The organism is Streptomonospora litoralis, assembly GCF_004323735.1.
GTDB classification, from domain to species: Bacteria; Actinomycetota; Actinomycetes; order Streptosporangiales; family Streptosporangiaceae; genus Streptomonospora; species Streptomonospora litoralis.
The window spans coordinates 781824-797442 of record NZ_CP036455.1 but is presented as its reverse complement, the minus strand read 5'-3'; the positions used below and the strand labels follow the sequence as shown (position 1 = coordinate 797442).

General features: G+C 71.9%; 15 protein-coding genes. 7 read left to right on the top strand and 8 right to left on the bottom strand.

Features of this window, described 5'->3' with window-relative positions; genetic code table 11:
- Window positions 1–14: 14 nt before the first annotated feature.
- The 3 genes from EKD16_RS25960 to EKD16_RS03455 form a co-directional block, all read right to left on the bottom strand.
- A complete protein-coding gene (locus EKD16_RS25960; RefSeq protein WP_131101969.1) occupies window positions 15–230 on the bottom strand; it encodes an exodeoxyribonuclease VII small subunit in 216 nt (71 codons plus the stop codon).
- A 210-nt stretch (window positions 231–440) separates the two neighbouring features.
- Window positions 441–1724, bottom strand: a complete 1284-nt coding sequence (xseA, locus tag EKD16_RS03460) for an exodeoxyribonuclease VII large subunit (RefSeq protein WP_131097062.1) — start codon at window positions 1722–1724, stop codon at window positions 441–443.
- A 167-nt stretch (window positions 1725–1891) separates the two neighbouring features.
- Window positions 1892–2125: a GntR family transcriptional regulator gene (locus EKD16_RS03455; RefSeq protein ID WP_131097061.1), complete on the bottom strand. Its 234-nt coding sequence runs from the start codon at window positions 2123–2125 to the stop codon at window positions 1892–1894.
- 604 nt (window positions 2126–2729) lie between these two features.
- Between EKD16_RS03455 and EKD16_RS03450 the strand changes: the two genes are divergently transcribed.
- Window positions 2730–3194 (top strand): hypothetical protein, encoded by a 465-nt coding sequence (locus tag EKD16_RS03450; RefSeq protein WP_131097060.1) that lies wholly within the window; start codon window positions 2730–2732, stop codon window positions 3192–3194.
- A gap of 572 nt (window positions 3195–3766) precedes the next feature.
- Here the strand turns inward: EKD16_RS03450 and EKD16_RS03445 are convergent.
- Window positions 3767–4603 carry a patatin-like phospholipase family protein gene (locus EKD16_RS03445; protein ID WP_131097059.1) on the bottom strand — a complete coding sequence of 279 codons (837 nt, stop codon included), beginning with the start codon at window positions 4601–4603 and terminating at the stop codon, window positions 3767–3769.
- Window positions 4604–4878: 275 nt separating this feature from the next.
- On the opposite strand from EKD16_RS03445, the gene EKD16_RS03440 reads away from it, so the two are divergent.
- Window positions 4879–5286, top strand: a complete 408-nt coding sequence (locus EKD16_RS03440; RefSeq protein ID WP_131097058.1) for a hypothetical protein — start codon at window positions 4879–4881, stop codon at window positions 5284–5286.
- A 109-nt stretch (window positions 5287–5395) separates the two neighbouring features.
- On the opposite strand, the gene EKD16_RS03435 is transcribed toward EKD16_RS03440, so the two are convergent.
- Window positions 5396–6022, bottom strand: coding sequence for a hypothetical protein (locus EKD16_RS03435; RefSeq protein ID WP_131097057.1), 627 nt, complete (start codon window positions 6020–6022; stop codon window positions 5396–5398).
- A gap of 423 nt (window positions 6023–6445) precedes the next feature.
- Between EKD16_RS03435 and EKD16_RS03430 the strand changes: the two genes are divergently transcribed.
- Window positions 6446–7414 carry a 4-hydroxy-3-methylbut-2-enyl diphosphate reductase gene (locus EKD16_RS03430; protein ID WP_131097056.1) on the top strand — a complete coding sequence of 323 codons (969 nt, stop codon included), beginning with the start codon at window positions 6446–6448 and terminating at the stop codon, window positions 7412–7414.
- Window positions 7415–7620: 206 nt separating this feature from the next.
- Here the strand turns inward: EKD16_RS03430 and EKD16_RS03425 are convergent, their stop codons facing one another.
- Window positions 7621–8247 carry a TetR/AcrR family transcriptional regulator gene (locus EKD16_RS03425; RefSeq protein WP_131097055.1) on the bottom strand — a complete coding sequence of 209 codons (627 nt, stop codon included), beginning with the start codon at window positions 8245–8247 and terminating at the stop codon, window positions 7621–7623.
- Between the two features lie 137 nt (window positions 8248–8384).
- Here EKD16_RS03425 and glpX point away from each other — a divergent pair, with 137 nt between their 5' ends.
- Entirely contained in the window at window positions 8385–9416 is a 1032-nt protein-coding gene (glpX, locus tag EKD16_RS03420; RefSeq protein ID WP_131097054.1) for a class II fructose-bisphosphatase, read from the top strand.
- A gap of 211 nt (window positions 9417–9627) precedes the next feature.
- Window positions 9628–11103, top strand: coding sequence for a DUF3352 domain-containing protein (locus tag EKD16_RS03415; protein ID WP_165498484.1), 1476 nt, complete (start codon window positions 9628–9630; stop codon window positions 11101–11103).
- A 109-nt stretch (window positions 11104–11212) separates the two neighbouring features.
- On the opposite strand, the gene EKD16_RS03410 is transcribed toward EKD16_RS03415, so the two are convergent.
- Window positions 11213–12040, bottom strand: coding sequence for an ABC transporter permease (locus EKD16_RS03410; RefSeq protein ID WP_131097052.1), 828 nt, complete (start codon window positions 12038–12040; stop codon window positions 11213–11215).
- A 133-nt stretch (window positions 12041–12173) separates the two neighbouring features.
- Entirely contained in the window at window positions 12174–13253 is a 1080-nt protein-coding gene (locus EKD16_RS03405) for an ABC transporter ATP-binding protein (protein ID WP_131097051.1), read from the bottom strand.
- Between the two features lie 150 nt (window positions 13254–13403).
- Between EKD16_RS03405 and EKD16_RS03400 the strand changes: the two genes are divergently transcribed.
- Both EKD16_RS03400 and EKD16_RS03395 read left to right on the top strand, forming a co-directional pair.
- The gene (locus EKD16_RS03400; protein WP_131097050.1) at window positions 13404–14000 is read left to right on the top strand and encodes a DUF1707 SHOCT-like domain-containing protein; all 597 of its coding nucleotides are present in this window, start codon (window positions 13404–13406) and stop codon (window positions 13998–14000) included.
- A 129-nt stretch (window positions 14001–14129) separates the two neighbouring features.
- Window positions 14130–15518 carry a class II fumarate hydratase gene (locus EKD16_RS03395; RefSeq protein WP_131097049.1) on the top strand — a complete coding sequence of 463 codons (1389 nt, stop codon included), beginning with the start codon at window positions 14130–14132 and terminating at the stop codon, window positions 15516–15518.
- Window positions 15519–15619: the final 101 nt, after the last annotated feature.

Genomic DNA, 15619 nt, shown 5'->3' with positions numbered 1-15619 from the left:
AGGCCCGCGAGGGCTTAAAAGGGCGCCTCCTGGTCGGACTCGCCGCCCTGGCCCCGCTCCTCCATCGCGACGGCGAGCTTGGCGCGGGCTCCCTCCAGCCACTGCTCGCAGGTGGCGGCGAGACTCTCGCCGCGCTCCCACAGGGCCAGCGACTCCTTCAGGGTCAGCCCACCCGCCTCCAGGCGGCGGACGACGGAGTCGAGCTCGTCGCGGGCCTCCTCGTAGCTCATCTCGGGTCCGGTGGTCTCGGGCCGGTCGCCCCCGACCTCGGTTTCCCGCCCGCTCGCGCCGGTGTCCGCGCTGTTCGCGCCCTCGGCATCGGCGCCGTCGGTGCCGCTGCCGGTTGTCGTTCCGGTGTTCTTAGCCGCCATTGCGCTGCCCCTCCTGCTCCTCGCCGACTCGTCGTGGTGTTGTCGCTGCCCGCCCGGGCGCAGCGGGGCTCACGTCCGGCCCTCGCCGTGCGGCGCCGCCGGGGCCTCGCTGCCGTCCTGCGCGGCGTCCTCGTCGGAGTCGTGTGCCTCGGTGCCCTCGACCGTCGCGGTGATGCTGTCCTCGGTGAAACGGACCCGCAGCGGGTCGCCGGGCTCGACGTCGCCCGCCGAGCGCACCACCGCGCCGTCCGAGCGCTGCACGATCGCGTAGCCGCGCGCGAGCGTGGTGGCGGGCGAGAGCGCGTGCAGCCGGGCGCGGGTGTGCGAGAGGTCGTCGCCGGCGCGGTCCAGCGCGACGGTCACGCACCGCCGCGCGCGGTCGCGCAGCCCGGTGACGTGCTCGGTGAGGCGGTCGATCTCGCGCAGCGGACTGGCGAGCACCGGCCGCGACCGCATACCGGCCAGCCAAGAACGCTCGCGTTCGATACCGCCGACCAGAACGCGCCGACCGCGGTCGCGCAGCTGCCGGATGAGCTGCAGCTGCTCGCCGACGTCGGGAACGGTCTTCTTGGCGGCGTCGGTGGGCGTGGAGGCGCGGTCGTCGGCGACGAGGTCGAGCAGAGGGCTGTCCTGCTCGTGTCCGATGGCGCTGACGACGGGCGTGCGCGTGGCCGCGACCGCGCGCACCAGGGCCTCGTCGGAGAACGGCAGCAGGTCCTCCAGCGACCCGCCGCCGCGGGCCACGATGATCACATCGACCTCGGGGTGGGCGTCGAGCTCCTTGAGCGCGTTCAGCACCTCGCCGACCGCGCGGTCGCCCTGCACGGCGACCTCGCGCACCTCGAAGCGCACGGCGGGCCAGCGGCGGCGGCCGTTCTCCAGGACGTCGCGCTCGGCCGCCGACTCGCGCCCGCAGATCAGCCCCACCGTGCCGGGCAGGAACGGCAGCGCGCGCTTGCGGTCGTCGGCGAACATCCCCTCGGACGCGAGCGTGGCCCGCAGCCGCTCCAGCCGGGCCAGCAGCTCGCCCAGCCCGACGTGCCGTACCTCCAGCGCCATCAGCGAGAAGGTGCCGCGGGCGACGTAGAAGTCGGGCTTGGCGTGCACCACCACCCGGGCCCCGGCCTCGGGCACGGGCGCGACGGCCTCCAGCACGCGCACGGGGCACACCACCCGCGCAGAGACGTTGGCCACCGGATCGCGCAGGGTCATGAACACGGTGCCGCCGCGCCGGCTCAACTCGGCGACCTGGCCCTCGACCCAGATCTTGCCCAGCCGCCCGATCCACCCGCCGACGGCCTGCATGACGACACGCACCGGCTGCGGGGATTCGGCCGAGCTCTCCATACCCATGCCAGCGAGACTAGATGAGAGGTCCGACAGAACACGCCGACCCGCAGTGACGCCGTGCCGCCTCCGACGGCGGTCAATGCTCCGCTGTCCAACGGCACGGCTCGGCGAGCACCGTCGCGGCGCCGTCCATGTCGGCCACCCGCCGGGCGTACGCCTCCCCCACCCACTCAACGACGGGCGACGTACGAGCCCATCCCCGACTGGGTACGGATCAGGCCCTCTGCCCGCAGTGCCCGGTGGACCTTCTGGCCGGTGGACGTACTGATGCCGTACTCCGCTTGCATCTGGAGCACGGACGGGACCCGATCCCCGGGCTTCAGCTCACCTCTCGCGATCTGGCCGCGGATTACGTCCGCGACCTGCTTCCATCGCGGTTCATCGTCAGCGAATTCGTACGTCACCCGCGGAACAGTAAGCAAAGCAACCTGAGCAACCAAGATGCACCATGGCTACCGTGGTAACCTTGGTATGGTTATTATGGAGCTCACCCGAAACCGGACGGCCCGGCGGAGGTGCGAACTCCCCGGGCCCGGCCAAGCGATCGGAGCGCTTGACGTGAGCCACGTTACCGGCCCAGTAGCCGCTGCCCTTCATTGCTGTCATCCGGCACACATCCGCACTCGACCGGCCGCCACAGCCGCGGCACCAGACGCGGATCACCGACCGGGAGTCGAGTCGACGCCGGATTCTCCGTTCCCCGTCCACAGGGTGAGCCGGTTGCTCGCACTCCCCTATGTCCTCGTGCGGTGGTTGCTCGTCCGCCTGGCGCCGCCTGAGCAACACTCTGCGCTCCCTCGGGAAGACACTGCGCACGGTGACTCCGCATCGTCTTCCGCATTCCGAATCACTCCCAGCAGCGACCGCCCTCGCCCCTACATCCCGCCTCCCGCAACCGCCGTCCCCTCCGACTACGAGCGCTTCTGCGAAGTCCACAGCCGGCACCGCGCAGATTGGCGACTCACCTACTCCCGCGGAGAGAACGCCCCATACCGAGCGCACAGTCGCATGGACGACGCCCTCACCCTCGCCGCCTCCGACCTGGACTCGCTCGACTACGCACTTACCGAATCGGCTCCGCCGCCACGCTCACGCCCCTATCTCGATCACGCCTTCACTCGCCCCGACGCCGTCTCAGCCGCAGACGATTCCTTCCGCACGGGCGAACGGCCCACCGACCGGCCGCTCCGCCACGCCGATCGCCGGGCCCTACACCAGATGGCCGACGACCTCGCCGAAAGCACCGGCGACGGCACCTGCTGGCCATCCGCTCTCCACGAGATCGCGCTCGACATGCTGGCCCGCATCGCCGACGGCATCGGCGACGCCTGCGGCAAACCCGCGCCGCACTCGTACCGCCCATTCGCGGCCGCCTCCCGACCCTCGTGCCTGCGCCCATTCGGTCATGAAGGTCCGCACCTTTCCTGCTCCGACCGCACCTGGAGCGACGACGCCCCGGAGGCGACCCGATGACCGCTGCCACCGCCGCACCTCCGGCCACCAGCCCGCACACCCGCACCTCGGCCGGCCCAGCGACCGGACCGACCACTTGCCCAGACCGCCCGACCCGTCGGCCCGCCGCCATCCACCCGGCCGCACGGCGGCTCTCCCGCCTCTTCCCGGGTGTGTGCGCCTGGTACGGCACATACACCGGCCGCTGGTGGGCAGTGCTGCCCGGCCACCTGAACCTGGTCGAGGCGGGCACCGCTGACGCGCTGGAGCGCCACATCGCCGCGCTTCTCAGCGGCGGTCCGACCGCTCCTGCAAGGTCTGCCCACGCGGCACCGGGGGCGCGGACGGGCACCGACCGGCTCGCGCCGACCGCTGTCCCGCTGCATGGGCAGACCGATGACCGATACCGTTCCCCCGCTGTCCGCGATACCAAGGACGGAACGCCACGCCACCGCGCTCACCGGCGCCGCGTTCGCCCTGGTGACCTGACCGCCATCTCCGTGCCGAGCTTGCGGGGGCGCAGGTTCGCGTTTTAACGGTCCTGATCTGAACGGGTCTCGTCTCCCGGAGCACGCGCTCAGGCCGGGCTCCGCTCAATCCCCGCCCCACACCTCCGCGATGCGCGCGGCCTCGGCGGCGGCCTGGGTGCGGCCTGCTCGGGCGGCCGCGGGGCGGTGGGCGGGGTCGAGGTTGTTGCTGCCCATTGCGGCGAGCGCTCCGGGGTCCGGGGTGACCAGGGCGGTGGCGGTCGCGTCGGGCAGGGCCGCCAGTTCGGTGCGGGGATCGGTGAACATGCCGCCGGTGCGGGCGACGGGCGCCAGGACGACGACGCGCTCGAACCCCTCCGCCAGGTCGATGTTGCTCGGCGAGTGGACGCCGCCGTCGACGTAGGGCCGCTCGCCGATGATCGCGGGCGGCCAGACGCCGGGGACCGCGCAGCTGGCCGTGACGGCGTCGAGGAGGCCGGCTGCACCGCCGGAGCGGAAGACCGTGCGGCGGCCGGTCCGCGCGTCGACCGCGGTGACCCGCAGGTCCGCGTCGGGCCACTCCGTCGAGGTCAGGCGCGAGGCGATGACCCGCCGCCGCTCGACCAGCGAACTTCGGGCGTTCGCGTGGGCCATGCGCCCCACCCGCGCACGCGCCCGGTCGGGGTCGCGCTCGCGCATGACCGCCCAGGCCCAGCGCGCGAGCACGCCGGGGCGCAGCCGCGCCGCGCTCTCGTCCTCCGGCGGGCGCAGCTGGCGAGTGTAGAGCTCCTCCAGCGGAGTGCCCGACGTCAACTGGGCGCCCACGATCGACCCCGCGGACGTGCCGACGACGGTGTCGGCGCCGGTGAGGTCCGTCCCGGACTCCTGCAGTCCCGCCAGCATGCCCAGTTCCCAGGCGATCCCGGTGATGCCACCGCCGCCGAGTACGAGTGCGCGGCCCACGTCGTCCTCCTCATGCGATCGGATGCCGACACCCTTTCAGGCCCGACGCGCCGCCGCCAGGGCGCCGCGGTGTGCCGCAGGCTCCGGTCGGCTGCGGTCTGCGCCGGGTGGCCGAGTGCGGCCAGCGAGGTTTGCGGATGCGGCCCACCCGTTGCGCGGGAGTGACGCGAAGACGTCGGTCCGGCTCCGCGGGATCGCCGGTGTGCTCGGCCTTTTCGGGCTGAGCACACTCGCCTAGTGTGCTGGCGGAGTCGCCCGCGAAACTGGGAGCCGCCGTGCATGAGCAGATCGCCGCACTGTCCGCCTCGGCATCGACCGCTCTGGTCCACGCCATGACGGCCGACGGCTTCGACGCGCTGCGCGACCGGCTGGCGGAACTGCTCGGGCGCGGCGACCGGGACGGCGGCCGGCGCGCGGCGGGTGAACTGGAGCGATCCTGCGGCGCCATCGCCGCTGCGCCTGACACCGACAAGCCCGCAGCGCGCGCCGGAGCCGAGGCTCTGTGGCGTGAACGGCTGCGCCGGTGGCTGGAGGACAACCCCGCCCTGGCGGGTGATCTGCAGTCGCTCCTCGCCGAGTCGGCGGTCGGCGGCGACGGGCGGTCCCCGGTGGGCGGCCCGGCCTTCCCGGACCTCGCGCAGACCGGCGGAGCCGACGCGCGGGTGGACCGCCTCACGTCGTGACACCCGGCTCCGCGGCCGGGGGCGGACACCGCATAGCCGCGCTGCGGCGGCCCGATGTGCGCCCGGCCGGAGGAGAGGCAGGAGGGGCGGACGCCGCGCCGTCCAGCTGCTAGGACTCCTCGGCTTGGAGCTTGGCGATGCGGTTGTCGTACATCTTGATGAACTCCGGCCGCTCGCCGTGGGCCACCTCGTAGGCGCGCAGGTCGCGGACCTGGTCGATGGTGAGCTTGCGCAGGCGGGCGCGGATCGACGGGAGCGTGAGGTCGTCGTAGCCGGGCACCGCGAGCTCGTCGGCGGCGGGAGCGGCCTGGCGGCGGACGTCCTCCAGAACGGAGTCGTCGGACTCCTGGGTGGTGGCCTCGGCGGCGGCCAGCTCATCGGCGACGCCCGCGCGCTCCTCGGGGGTGACGAGGTCGGGACTCGCGGCGGACTTCTCCGCGGCGTCGTCCTCCTCGACGGCCTTGACGCTGTCCTCCGCGGCGGGCGCGGCGGCGGACGGGGCCGCTGCGGCGCTCTCGTCAGCCGGCTTCTCCGACTCCTCGGCGGGGGCCTGCTTCGCCTCGGCGGCGGTCTTGGTGCCGTTGGCCGAAGCGGAGCCGTTGCCCTCAGCCGCACCCGCAGGCGCCTTCTGCTCTGCGGACGCGGACTGCGGGGCGGGCTCGGCGGCCTCTTCCTTCTGTCCGAAGATGCCCTTGACCATGGACATCAGCTTGCTGGCGATGGACGGATTCGACATGGGACTGGGGGCTCCTGATGCTCGTCGGGAGGACGGGGCTGCGCGCGGCCCCGGGTCTCGGCTCGGACGGTACACGTATCAGACTTCTCGTCTATCCCGTCCCGCGCGCCTGACGCCGCCTTCGCGCCGTCAGGTTCCACAGGTCAAACCAGAATAGGTGAGTAAGGGTCGCCGGAAGTGCGCCGAATGTGAATGCTTTCGCATCCTCGCGACGGAAACGAGCGCTGACCGTTATCGCGGGGTCATCTGCAGTGGCGGGCGCAACACCCGACGCCGGCCCGTTCGCAACCCCGCGGCTCCCACCTGCCCGAACGGCGGCGCGCCGGCGCGCGGCCGCCGCCGCCCGCGCGCCGGTCCGCCCTCGCCGGCGGCGCAGGCGCCCGCCCCGAACCCGCCATGGCGATCGGCCCTTAGGATGGAAGCATGACTGCGACGAACCGCCGCCGTGTCCTGCTCGCCAAGCCCCGCGGCTACTGCGCCGGTGTGGACCGCGCCGTCGTCACGGTCGAGAAGGCCCTTGAGCAGTACGGCGCCCCGATCTACGTGCGCAAGCAGATCGTGCACAACACGCACGTCGTCAGCACGCTGGAGAAGCGCGGCGCCGTCTTCGTCGAGGAGACCGACGAGGTCCCCGAAGGCGCCATCGTGGTGTTCTCCGCGCACGGCGTCGCGCCGAAGGTGCACGAGGAGGCCGAGCGGCGGCAGCTGAAGACCATCGACGCCACCTGCCCCCTGGTGACCAAGGTGCACAAGGAGGCCAAGCGCTTCGCGTCGGAGGACCGCGACATCATCCTCATCGGCCACACCGGCCACGAGGAGGTCGAGGGCACCAGCGGCGAGGCCCCCGAGCACATCCAGGTGGTCGACGGCCCCGACGAGGTCGACAAGGTCGAGGTGCGCAACCCCGACAACGTCTCCTGGCTCTCGCAGACCACGCTGTCGGTGGACGAGACCAACACCACCGTCGAGGCGCTGCGGTCGAAGTTCCCCAACCTGCTCGACCCGCCGAGCGACGACATCTGCTACGCCACCTCCAACCGGCAGGACGCCGTGAAGGAGATGGCGGCCGAGTGCGACCTGGTGATCGTGGTGGGGTCCGACAACTCCTCGAACTCGGTCCGCCTGGTCGAGGTCGCCCTGGAGGCGGGGGCCACGGACGCCCATCTCATCGACAACGCCTCGCTGATGGACGAGACCTGGCTGGAGAGCGTCGAGACCGTGGGCGTCACCAGCGGCGCCTCGGTGCCCGACATCCTGGTCCAGGACCTGCTGGAGCGCCTGGCGAACTCCGGTTACGCGGACGTGCAGGACGTCGAGACCGCCACGGAGCGCCTGACGTTCTCGATGCCCAAGGAACTGCGCCGGGACCTGCGGGCCGAGGCCGCGGGCTGAAACCGGGACGCTGAGGCCGCCCCCGCGGCGGCCTCTCGCCCCGACACCGCGAGAACACGCGCCTCGATTCCGGATCGACTGAAACCGGAATTCGGCCCGTTGCGCTGCATGCGGCGCATTTGCGAGAACGCCGATACGCGGTACTCGGCGGTCGTTCCGCCGCTCGGCGCCGGATCTCCGCGTGCCCGATCCGAACGGTTTTCACCTCAGCCCGTCCGCTGGTCGCGCCGGTCCCTGGGCTCCAGCCGTGAAAGCAGGGACGTGATGTCGTCGGCCAGGCGCCGTGCGTCGGCGTCGCTGCGCCGCACGACCTCCGTGACGGCGACCAGCATCGTTCCGCTGACCACCATGAGCAGCGCCTCGTCCACCGGCTCCTCGGCCTTGCGGAACAGGGCCACGTTGCGGTCGGTCCACTCGCGCAGCCGTTCGCGCAGCTGGGAGTCGAACCCGGGCGGCCCGTCGCCGCAGAAGAACAGCAGGGTGGTCTCGCGCTCCTCGATGGCGCCGTCCAGGTAGGCGCTCGCCGCGGTGTACATCAGCCGCGTGGGGTCGCCTTCGCCCGCATCGCGGGCGTGCGACACGGCCCGGTGCGTGCGGTCCTGCTGGCGCTGCTGGAAGTCCTCGTACAGCGCCATGTAGAGGTCGGCCTTGCCCGTGAAGTGGTGGTACAGGCTGCCGACGCTGGCTCCGGCGTGCTCGACGACCTCGCTGACACCGGCCCGGGCGAAGCCCACCGTTCGGAACACGTGCGCCGCGGCTTCGAGCAGGGCGCTGCGCGTGGCCGCCCCCCGGTGGGACACGCGGACGGGTTTGTGCGCTTTGTCGACAGTCAACGTCGGACTACCGTTCCTTTCCGTGGCGGCGTGCCGTCGGCCCGCCTAGGTCGACATTACGTCAGGTGTTTACGCTTGTCCCAAAAGCACCGACCGCCTCCCGCCGCCGGCGCGGAACCGGCTTGAAAGGCTGACCGATGAGCATTCCCACGGCACCCCAGGAGACGTCCGGAGCGCCGGACCGCAACCTGGCGCTGGAGCTGGTCCGGGTCACCGAGTCCGCGGCGCTCGCGGCTGCGCGCTGGGTGGGGCGGGGCGACAAGAACGGCGCGGACGGGGTCGCCGTGCGCGGCATGCGGCACATGATCAGCACGGTCGCCATGAACGGCACGGTGGTCATCGGCGAGGGCGAGAAGGACGACGCGCCCATGCTGTTCAACGGGGAGTCGGTCGGCGACGGCATCGGCCCCGACTGCGATGTCGCGGTCGACCCCATCGACGGCACCCGGCTGACCGCCATGGGCATGCCCAACGCCATCGCGGTACTCGCCGTGGCCCCGCGCCACTCGATGTTCGACCCCTCCGCCGTGTTCTACATGGAGAAGCTGGCGACCGGACCGGAGGCGGCGGCCGCGGTGGACATCACCGCGCCCATCGCGGACAACGTGCGCGCGGTGGCCCGCGCGAAGGGCGTCACCCCGCAGGACGTGACGGTGATGATCCTGGACCGGCCCCGCCACCAGGAGATCGTGCGCGAAGTGCGCGAGGCGGGTGCGCGTATCCGGTTCATCACCGACGGCGACGTGGCCGGCGCCATCATGGCGGCCCGCGCCAACACCGGTGTGGATCTGCTGCTGGGAATCGGCGGCACACCGGAGGGCATCATCTCGGCCTGCGCCATGAAGTGCCTGGGCGGCACCATCCAAGGCCGGTTGTGGCCAACCGGCGACGACGAGCGCCGCAAGGCGCGTGACTCCGGCCACGACCTGGACCGGGTGCTGACCACCGACGACCTGGTGGCCTCCGAGGACGTGTTCTTCGCGGCCACCGGTATCACCGACGGCGAACTGGTGGGCGGTGTGCGCTACGAGGCGGGCGGCGCGACCACGGACTCGCTGGTCATGCGGGGCCGCAGCGGCACGGTCCGCCAGGTGCGCAGCGAGCACCGGCTGGCCAAACTCGCCGCCTACAGCGGAGTGGACTTCGCGTCTCCCGCAACCCCGGAGTGACCTGCCGATCGGCAACAATCGGGCATTAGTGCATTGGTACCTTCGTAGCGGATAAGCGCACTGTTCCGGAGGTTCGATGTCCTACCCCGATCCCCCCAACCAGCCGTCGTGGGGAGCTCCGCCCCCACCCGGTGGCGGCCAGTACCAGCCGCCACCCGGCCCGGGCTACGCTCCGGCGCCGACAGCGCCGCAGCGGTCGAACCGCGGGTGGATGATCCCCGTCGCCGCCGGGCTGGGTGTGGTCATGATGGCCGGCACCGTATGGGCGTCGAACTCGGTCGTCCAGAACGTCTTGGTCGGCGCCCAACCCGAATCGGTGCTGCCCGCCTCCTCGATCGCCTTCGCCAAGCTGGACCTGCGGCCCAGCGGCGGCCAGTTGGCCGACTACGCGCAGTTCGTCCAGCGCCTCCCCGACACCATGCGCGAAGAGATCGACCCCGAGGCGGACCCCGCCGAAGAGCTGGTCGACTCCCTGATCGAGAACAGCGGCTACGAGGGGATGACCTACGAGGAGGATTTCGCGCCCTGGCTCGGCCAGCGGTTCGGATTCGCCGTGTGGACGCCCGAGAACGAGGAGGCGGCCGACAGTTCGGGGACGGCCGCGGCCATCGCCATCGCGGCCGAGGACGAGGACGCCGCCGAGCAGGCTCTGAGTGAGATGCAGAGCCAGTCGGAGGACGTGGCGTTCGACGTCCGCGACGATTTCGCGATCGTCACGGACAAGGCGGCCGTGCTCAGCGACCTCGACGCCCAGATCGCCTCCGGCGGCACCCTCGACGAGCAGGACACCTACACCCGGGACATGGAGTCGATCGGCACCGACAACATCGCCTCCGCCTGGATGGACCTGGGCGAGATCGCCGCTCTGGCGCAAGAGGGCTCCGGCTCCGAATACGGCGGCTTCGAGGAGTACGGCGGGCTGAACCAGACCGACCCGCTCGACTCCCTGCAGAGTTACGGCGAGGTCAGCGGCAGGATGGCGCTGGGCCTGCGGATCCGGCCCGAGTACCTGGAACTGCGCGGCGACACCCTCGACGTCAGCGTCGACGGCGTCTCCACCGCCGACTACGAGGTGCCCGAGCCCGGCCTGCAGCTGATGGGCGACCTGCCCGACGACACCATGATGGCCGTCAGCGGCAGCGGACTGGCGGACCTGGCGGGCCAGGCCTACCAGGACAACCCCGAGGACTTCGCCGAGTTCGAAGGGCTGATGACCGACCTGGGCCTGACCATGCCCGACGGGCTGACCAGCCTGCTGGGCAAGCGCACCGCGGTGGGCATCACCGACCTCGGCGGTTCCCTCGACCAGTTCTTCGGCGGCGCCGCGTCACCGCCGTCCATGCAGTTCCGGGCCGAGGGCGCCGACTCCGGCGCGGTGGAGAGCGCGATCGCCGAGATGTGGCGCAACTCCTACACCTCGCCCCCCGGTGTCAGCACCGAGGGATCCGTCACCGTCGCTACCTCGGGCACGACCGGTACCGGACGCCTGGGTGACGATCCCGTCTTCAAGCAGACGATGGCCGGCACCGAGACCGCCCACCTGGGGATGTACCTGGATCTGCGGCCGTTCGCCGAGAGCGGCGGGGAGAGCGCACCCGAGCAGTGGGGCGCGCTGGGCGCCTCGGTGACCTTCGATGCCTCGACGGTCTCGACGCTGGCCCGCTGGGCGCCCAACGGCGGGGGCTGAGTCGAAAACCGTCCACACACGCGCGGCGCGCTGCGGCCCCACGGAAAGAGGCCGCGGCGCGCCGCTGTGGAGACACGGACCGCACGCGGTGACCCCGTGCGGCCGCCGCTCAGTCGATCAGCTTGCGGCGCATCTGGAACACGGCCAGGCACCACACCACCGCGACGAAGGCAAGTAGTGCGGCGAAGTGGCCGGCGGCGGTGGCGAGGTCCATCCCGAACGCGGTGCCGCGCACCAGCTCGACGCAGTGGTACAGCGGGTTGATCTTCGCCACGACCTGCGCCCACCCGGGCAGCGTCGCGACCGGGAAGAACGTTCCCGCGATGAGGAACAGCGGCGTGATGACACCGGAGATGATGTAGTCCATCGTCTTGATGGAGGGCACGGCGGCCGACATCCAGACGCCGGCCAGGGCGAACCCGAACCCGGTGACGAACGCGATGACGGGCACCAGCAGCATCGCGGGTGAGGCGGGCAGCCCGAACGCGATCGCGACCAGCAGCGGAGCGCACCCGTAGATGCCGGACTTGCAGGCGATCCAACTGGCCTCGCCGGTGACCAGCTCGCGCACGTCGACCGGGGTGGCCAGCATGCCGTCGTAGGTGTGCTGGAAGACGCGGCGCACATAGGTGTCGATCAGCCCCGGGAACATCGAGGTGAACAGCACCGACGTGGCCACGATGCCGGTACCCAGGAAGTGGATGTACTCGTAGCCGCCGATCGCGCCGACCAGCGACCCTAGCCCCACGCCGAACGCCAGCAGCATGATGACCGGCTCGACGACCGCCGCGAAGGTCGTGGGCTTCCAGCTGCGCCGGTACAGGGCCCACTCGCGGGCCAGCACCGCGGCGATCGGCGCGAACTCGAACCTCCCCGGCGGCGCGAGCCGCTCCGGCCGGGCCTCCGCGGTCGGCCGGGCGGTGGTCTGGCTGCTCATCTGGCACCTCCGGGAAGACCCCGGCCACGTGGCCGGGGAGGCGGCACGGATCTTCGGGCTCGCGGGCTCTGGACGGTGGAACAGGGCACTCCGCGGTCGAGCCCCGGCACCCTGGTCGCGAGGTGGGAAGGACTCAATCCACACGCTCCCCCGTCAACGTGACGAACACGTCCTCCAGGTTGCCCGCGCGGGCGCTGCCGCGGCCCAGCGAGTCCCGCAGGGTGGCGGGGAGTTCGTCGGCACGCAGCACCGACAGTGTCGCTCCGGTGCGGCGGGTGGACAGCCCGGCCGCGGCGACGCGCTCCTCGGTCTCCTCGGCAGCACCCGGCTCCAGCGCGTACTCCTCTACGGTCGAACCGGCGTGGCGGGCGATGAGGTCGGCCGGAACACCGCGGGCCACCACCCTGCCCTTGGCCATGAGCGCGACGACGTCGGCGAGGCGTTCCGCCTCCTCGATGTAGTGGGTGGACATCAGTACCGTGACGCCCTCGGCGCGCAGCGCGGTGATGAGGCCCCACAACTCCTGGCGCACCTGGGGGTCGAGGCCGACGGTGGGCTCGTCCAGCAGCACCAGCCGCGGGCTGTGCACCAGCCCGCGCACGATCAGCAGGCGGCGGCGCATACCGCCCGACAGCTTGTCGGCCCTGGTGTCGGCCCGGTCCTCCAGGTGTGCCAGGTGCAGGGCGCGGTCGACGGCTTCGGCGCGCCGGGCCCGCGGCACCCGGTAGAGGTGGGTGAAGACCTCCAGGTTCTCGCGCACGGTCAGCTCTTCGTCGATGTTGTCGTGCTGGGGCACCACGCCCATCTCGGCGCGGGCGTGCTTGGAGGCGCGCGGCACCGGGTGGCCCAGTACGGTGATCTCGCCGGAGTCGGCTCGGCTCTGCGCGGTGAGCATCTTCATCGTGGTGGACTTGCCGGCGCCGTTGGGCCCGAGCAGCCCGAAGACGGTCCCCGCGGGGACCTCCAGGTTCAGGCCGTCGACGGCGGTGAAGGTGCCGAAGCGCTTGACGACGTCGCGCAGCGTGATGGCGGGCGGGGCGTCGAAGGCGTCTGCGTCCGTCGGCTCCGGCTCGCGCCCGGTGGCTGTGCGCGGTTCGGACGCGGCATGGCGCGCCGGGTGGGCGCGATCGGAAGGGTCGGCGGGCTCGGCCGGATCGTCGGGGTCCAACGGTTCGGCCGGGCCGGCTCCAGAGCGATGTCCCGATAGTGACATGGGATAACCGTAGAAGCGGGCAGAGACGATTATCCACTCCTTTTCCCGCCTGTGGACGGCCTTTGCCCTCGGTATGAGCGGGGCGGGGGCCGGTCGCCGTCCGCTCCACCGGCCGCTCGCGCGCCCTCTACAGCGGCTAACGTCGGCAGGGTGAGCAACGGCCTCTCCCCCGCCCGCATCCGCGCCTCCGACTCCGACCGGGAGCGGGTCGCCGCGGCGCTCCGCGCCGCGGTGGAGGACGGGCGGCTGGACCCGGCCGAGTTCGAGGAGCGCGCCGACCGCGTCTACCGCGCGCGCACCCTCGGCGAACTGCCGCCGGTCCTCACCGATCTGCTGGCGCCCGATCAGCAGCCGATCCGGGTGGACGAGACCCCGTTGGCGGCCCTGTTCTCCCCGCTGCGGCGCTCGGGACGGTGGGTGGTGCGCCCGCGCGAGTCCGCGCTGGCCGTCGGCGCCACGCTGGAACTCGATCTGAGCGATGCGCTGCTGATGCGCGAGCGCGTAGAGCTGACGGCGGTCAGCGTCTTCGGGCGGATCGAGGTGACCGTCCCCGAAGGCGTCCGGGTGCACATCCGCGGCCGCTCCCTGCTGGCGCGGCGCAGCTCGGCGGTCCGGGCTCCGCGCGGCGGCGACGCGCCGGTACTGGAGGTCTCGGGGCTCTCCCTGCTCGGCTCGGTGCGGATCCGCACCGCCCGCCGCCGCGGCCGGCTGCGCCGGGGGCGCGGCCGGCGCACGGCGCTGGAGTGAGGGCTGCGCCCCGTGGCGCACCGCGTCCGCGCCGGGCACGTAGGCGCAGGCGGCGGCGGGGTTGCCGCCCGGCCGGGGCCGGGCGTCTGGCACTCTTGGGTGCAGGTTTCCTGGAGGTGTCTTTCAACGATGAGCGAATTCCGCATCGAGCACGACTCGATGGGTGAGGTCAAGGTTCCCGCCGAGGCCAAATGGCGCGCGCAGACCCAGCGTGCCGTAGAGAACTTCCCGATCTCCGGGCAGGGCCTGGAGCACGCCAACATCGCCGCTCTGGGGCACATCAAGGCCGCCGCGGCCAAGGTGAACGCGGACTTGGGGGTGATCCCCGAGGAGTTCGGCAAGGCCATCCGCGAGGCGGCGCTGGAAGTCGCCGAAGGCCGCTGGAACGGCGAGTTCCCCATCGACGTGTTCCAGACCGGCTCGGGCACGTCGAGCAACATGAACACCAACGAGGTCGTCGCGACCCTGGCGAGTCAGCGCTCCGGCGCCGCGATCCACCCCAACGACCACGTCAACGCGTCGCAGTCGTCCAACGACGTCTACCCGTCCTCGATCCACATCGCCGCCACGTCGGCCGTCATCAACGACCTGATTCCAGCGCTGCGGCACCTAGAGCAGGCGCTGTCCGCCAAGGCCGAGGAGTTCGCCGCGGTCGTCAAGAGCGGCCGCACCCACCTGATGGACGCCACCCCGGTGACCCTGGGCCAGGAGTTCGCCGGCTACGCCGCCCAGGTGCGCAACGGAGTGGAGCGCCTGGAGGCCAGCCTGCCGCGCGTCGCCGAGCTGCCCCTGGGCGGTACCGCGGTGGGCACGGGCGTCAACACCCCCGAGGGCTTCGCCGCGCAGGTGATCGCCGAGATCGCCGCGGCCACCGGCCTGCCGCTGACCGAGGCCCGCGACCACTTCGAGGCCCAGGGCGCGCGCGACGGCTTGGTGGAGCTGTCGGGGCAGCTGCGCACGATCGCGGTGGGCTACGTCAAGGTCGCCAACGACATCCGCTGGATGGCCTCGGGGCCGCGCACCGGCCTGAGCGAGATACTGCTGCCCGACCTGCAGCCCGGTTCCTCGATCATGCCGGGCAAGGTCAACCCGGTGCTGTGCGAGGCCATGCTCCAGGTGTCCTCGCAGGTGGTGGGCAACGACGCGGCGGTGTCCTTCGGCGGTTCGGCCGGAAACTTCGAACTGAACGTGCAGCTGCCGATGATCGCGCGCAACGTGCTGGAGTCGGTCCGGCTGCTGGCCAACGTCTCGCGGGTCTTCGCCGACCGCTGTGTGTCCGGCATCGAGGCGAACGAGGAGCGCTGCCGCGAGTACGCCGAATCCTCGCCGTCGATCGTGACGCCCCTCAACCGCTACATCGGCTATGAGGAGGCCGCCAAGGTCGCCAAGCAGGCCCTGGCCGAGCGCAAGACCATCCGCGAGGTCGTGCTGGAGCGCGGCTACATCGGCGACGGCAAGCTTACCGAGGCCCAGCTCGACGAGGCCCTGGACGTGCTTCGGATGACCAACTCGCAGTAGTCCTCCACAGGACGGGCCCGCCGATGCGGCGGCACGTCCGGATACTTCGACGGCGGGGGCCGGCCGCGGCCGGCCCCCGCCGTTCGCGCGTTCCGCCTCGG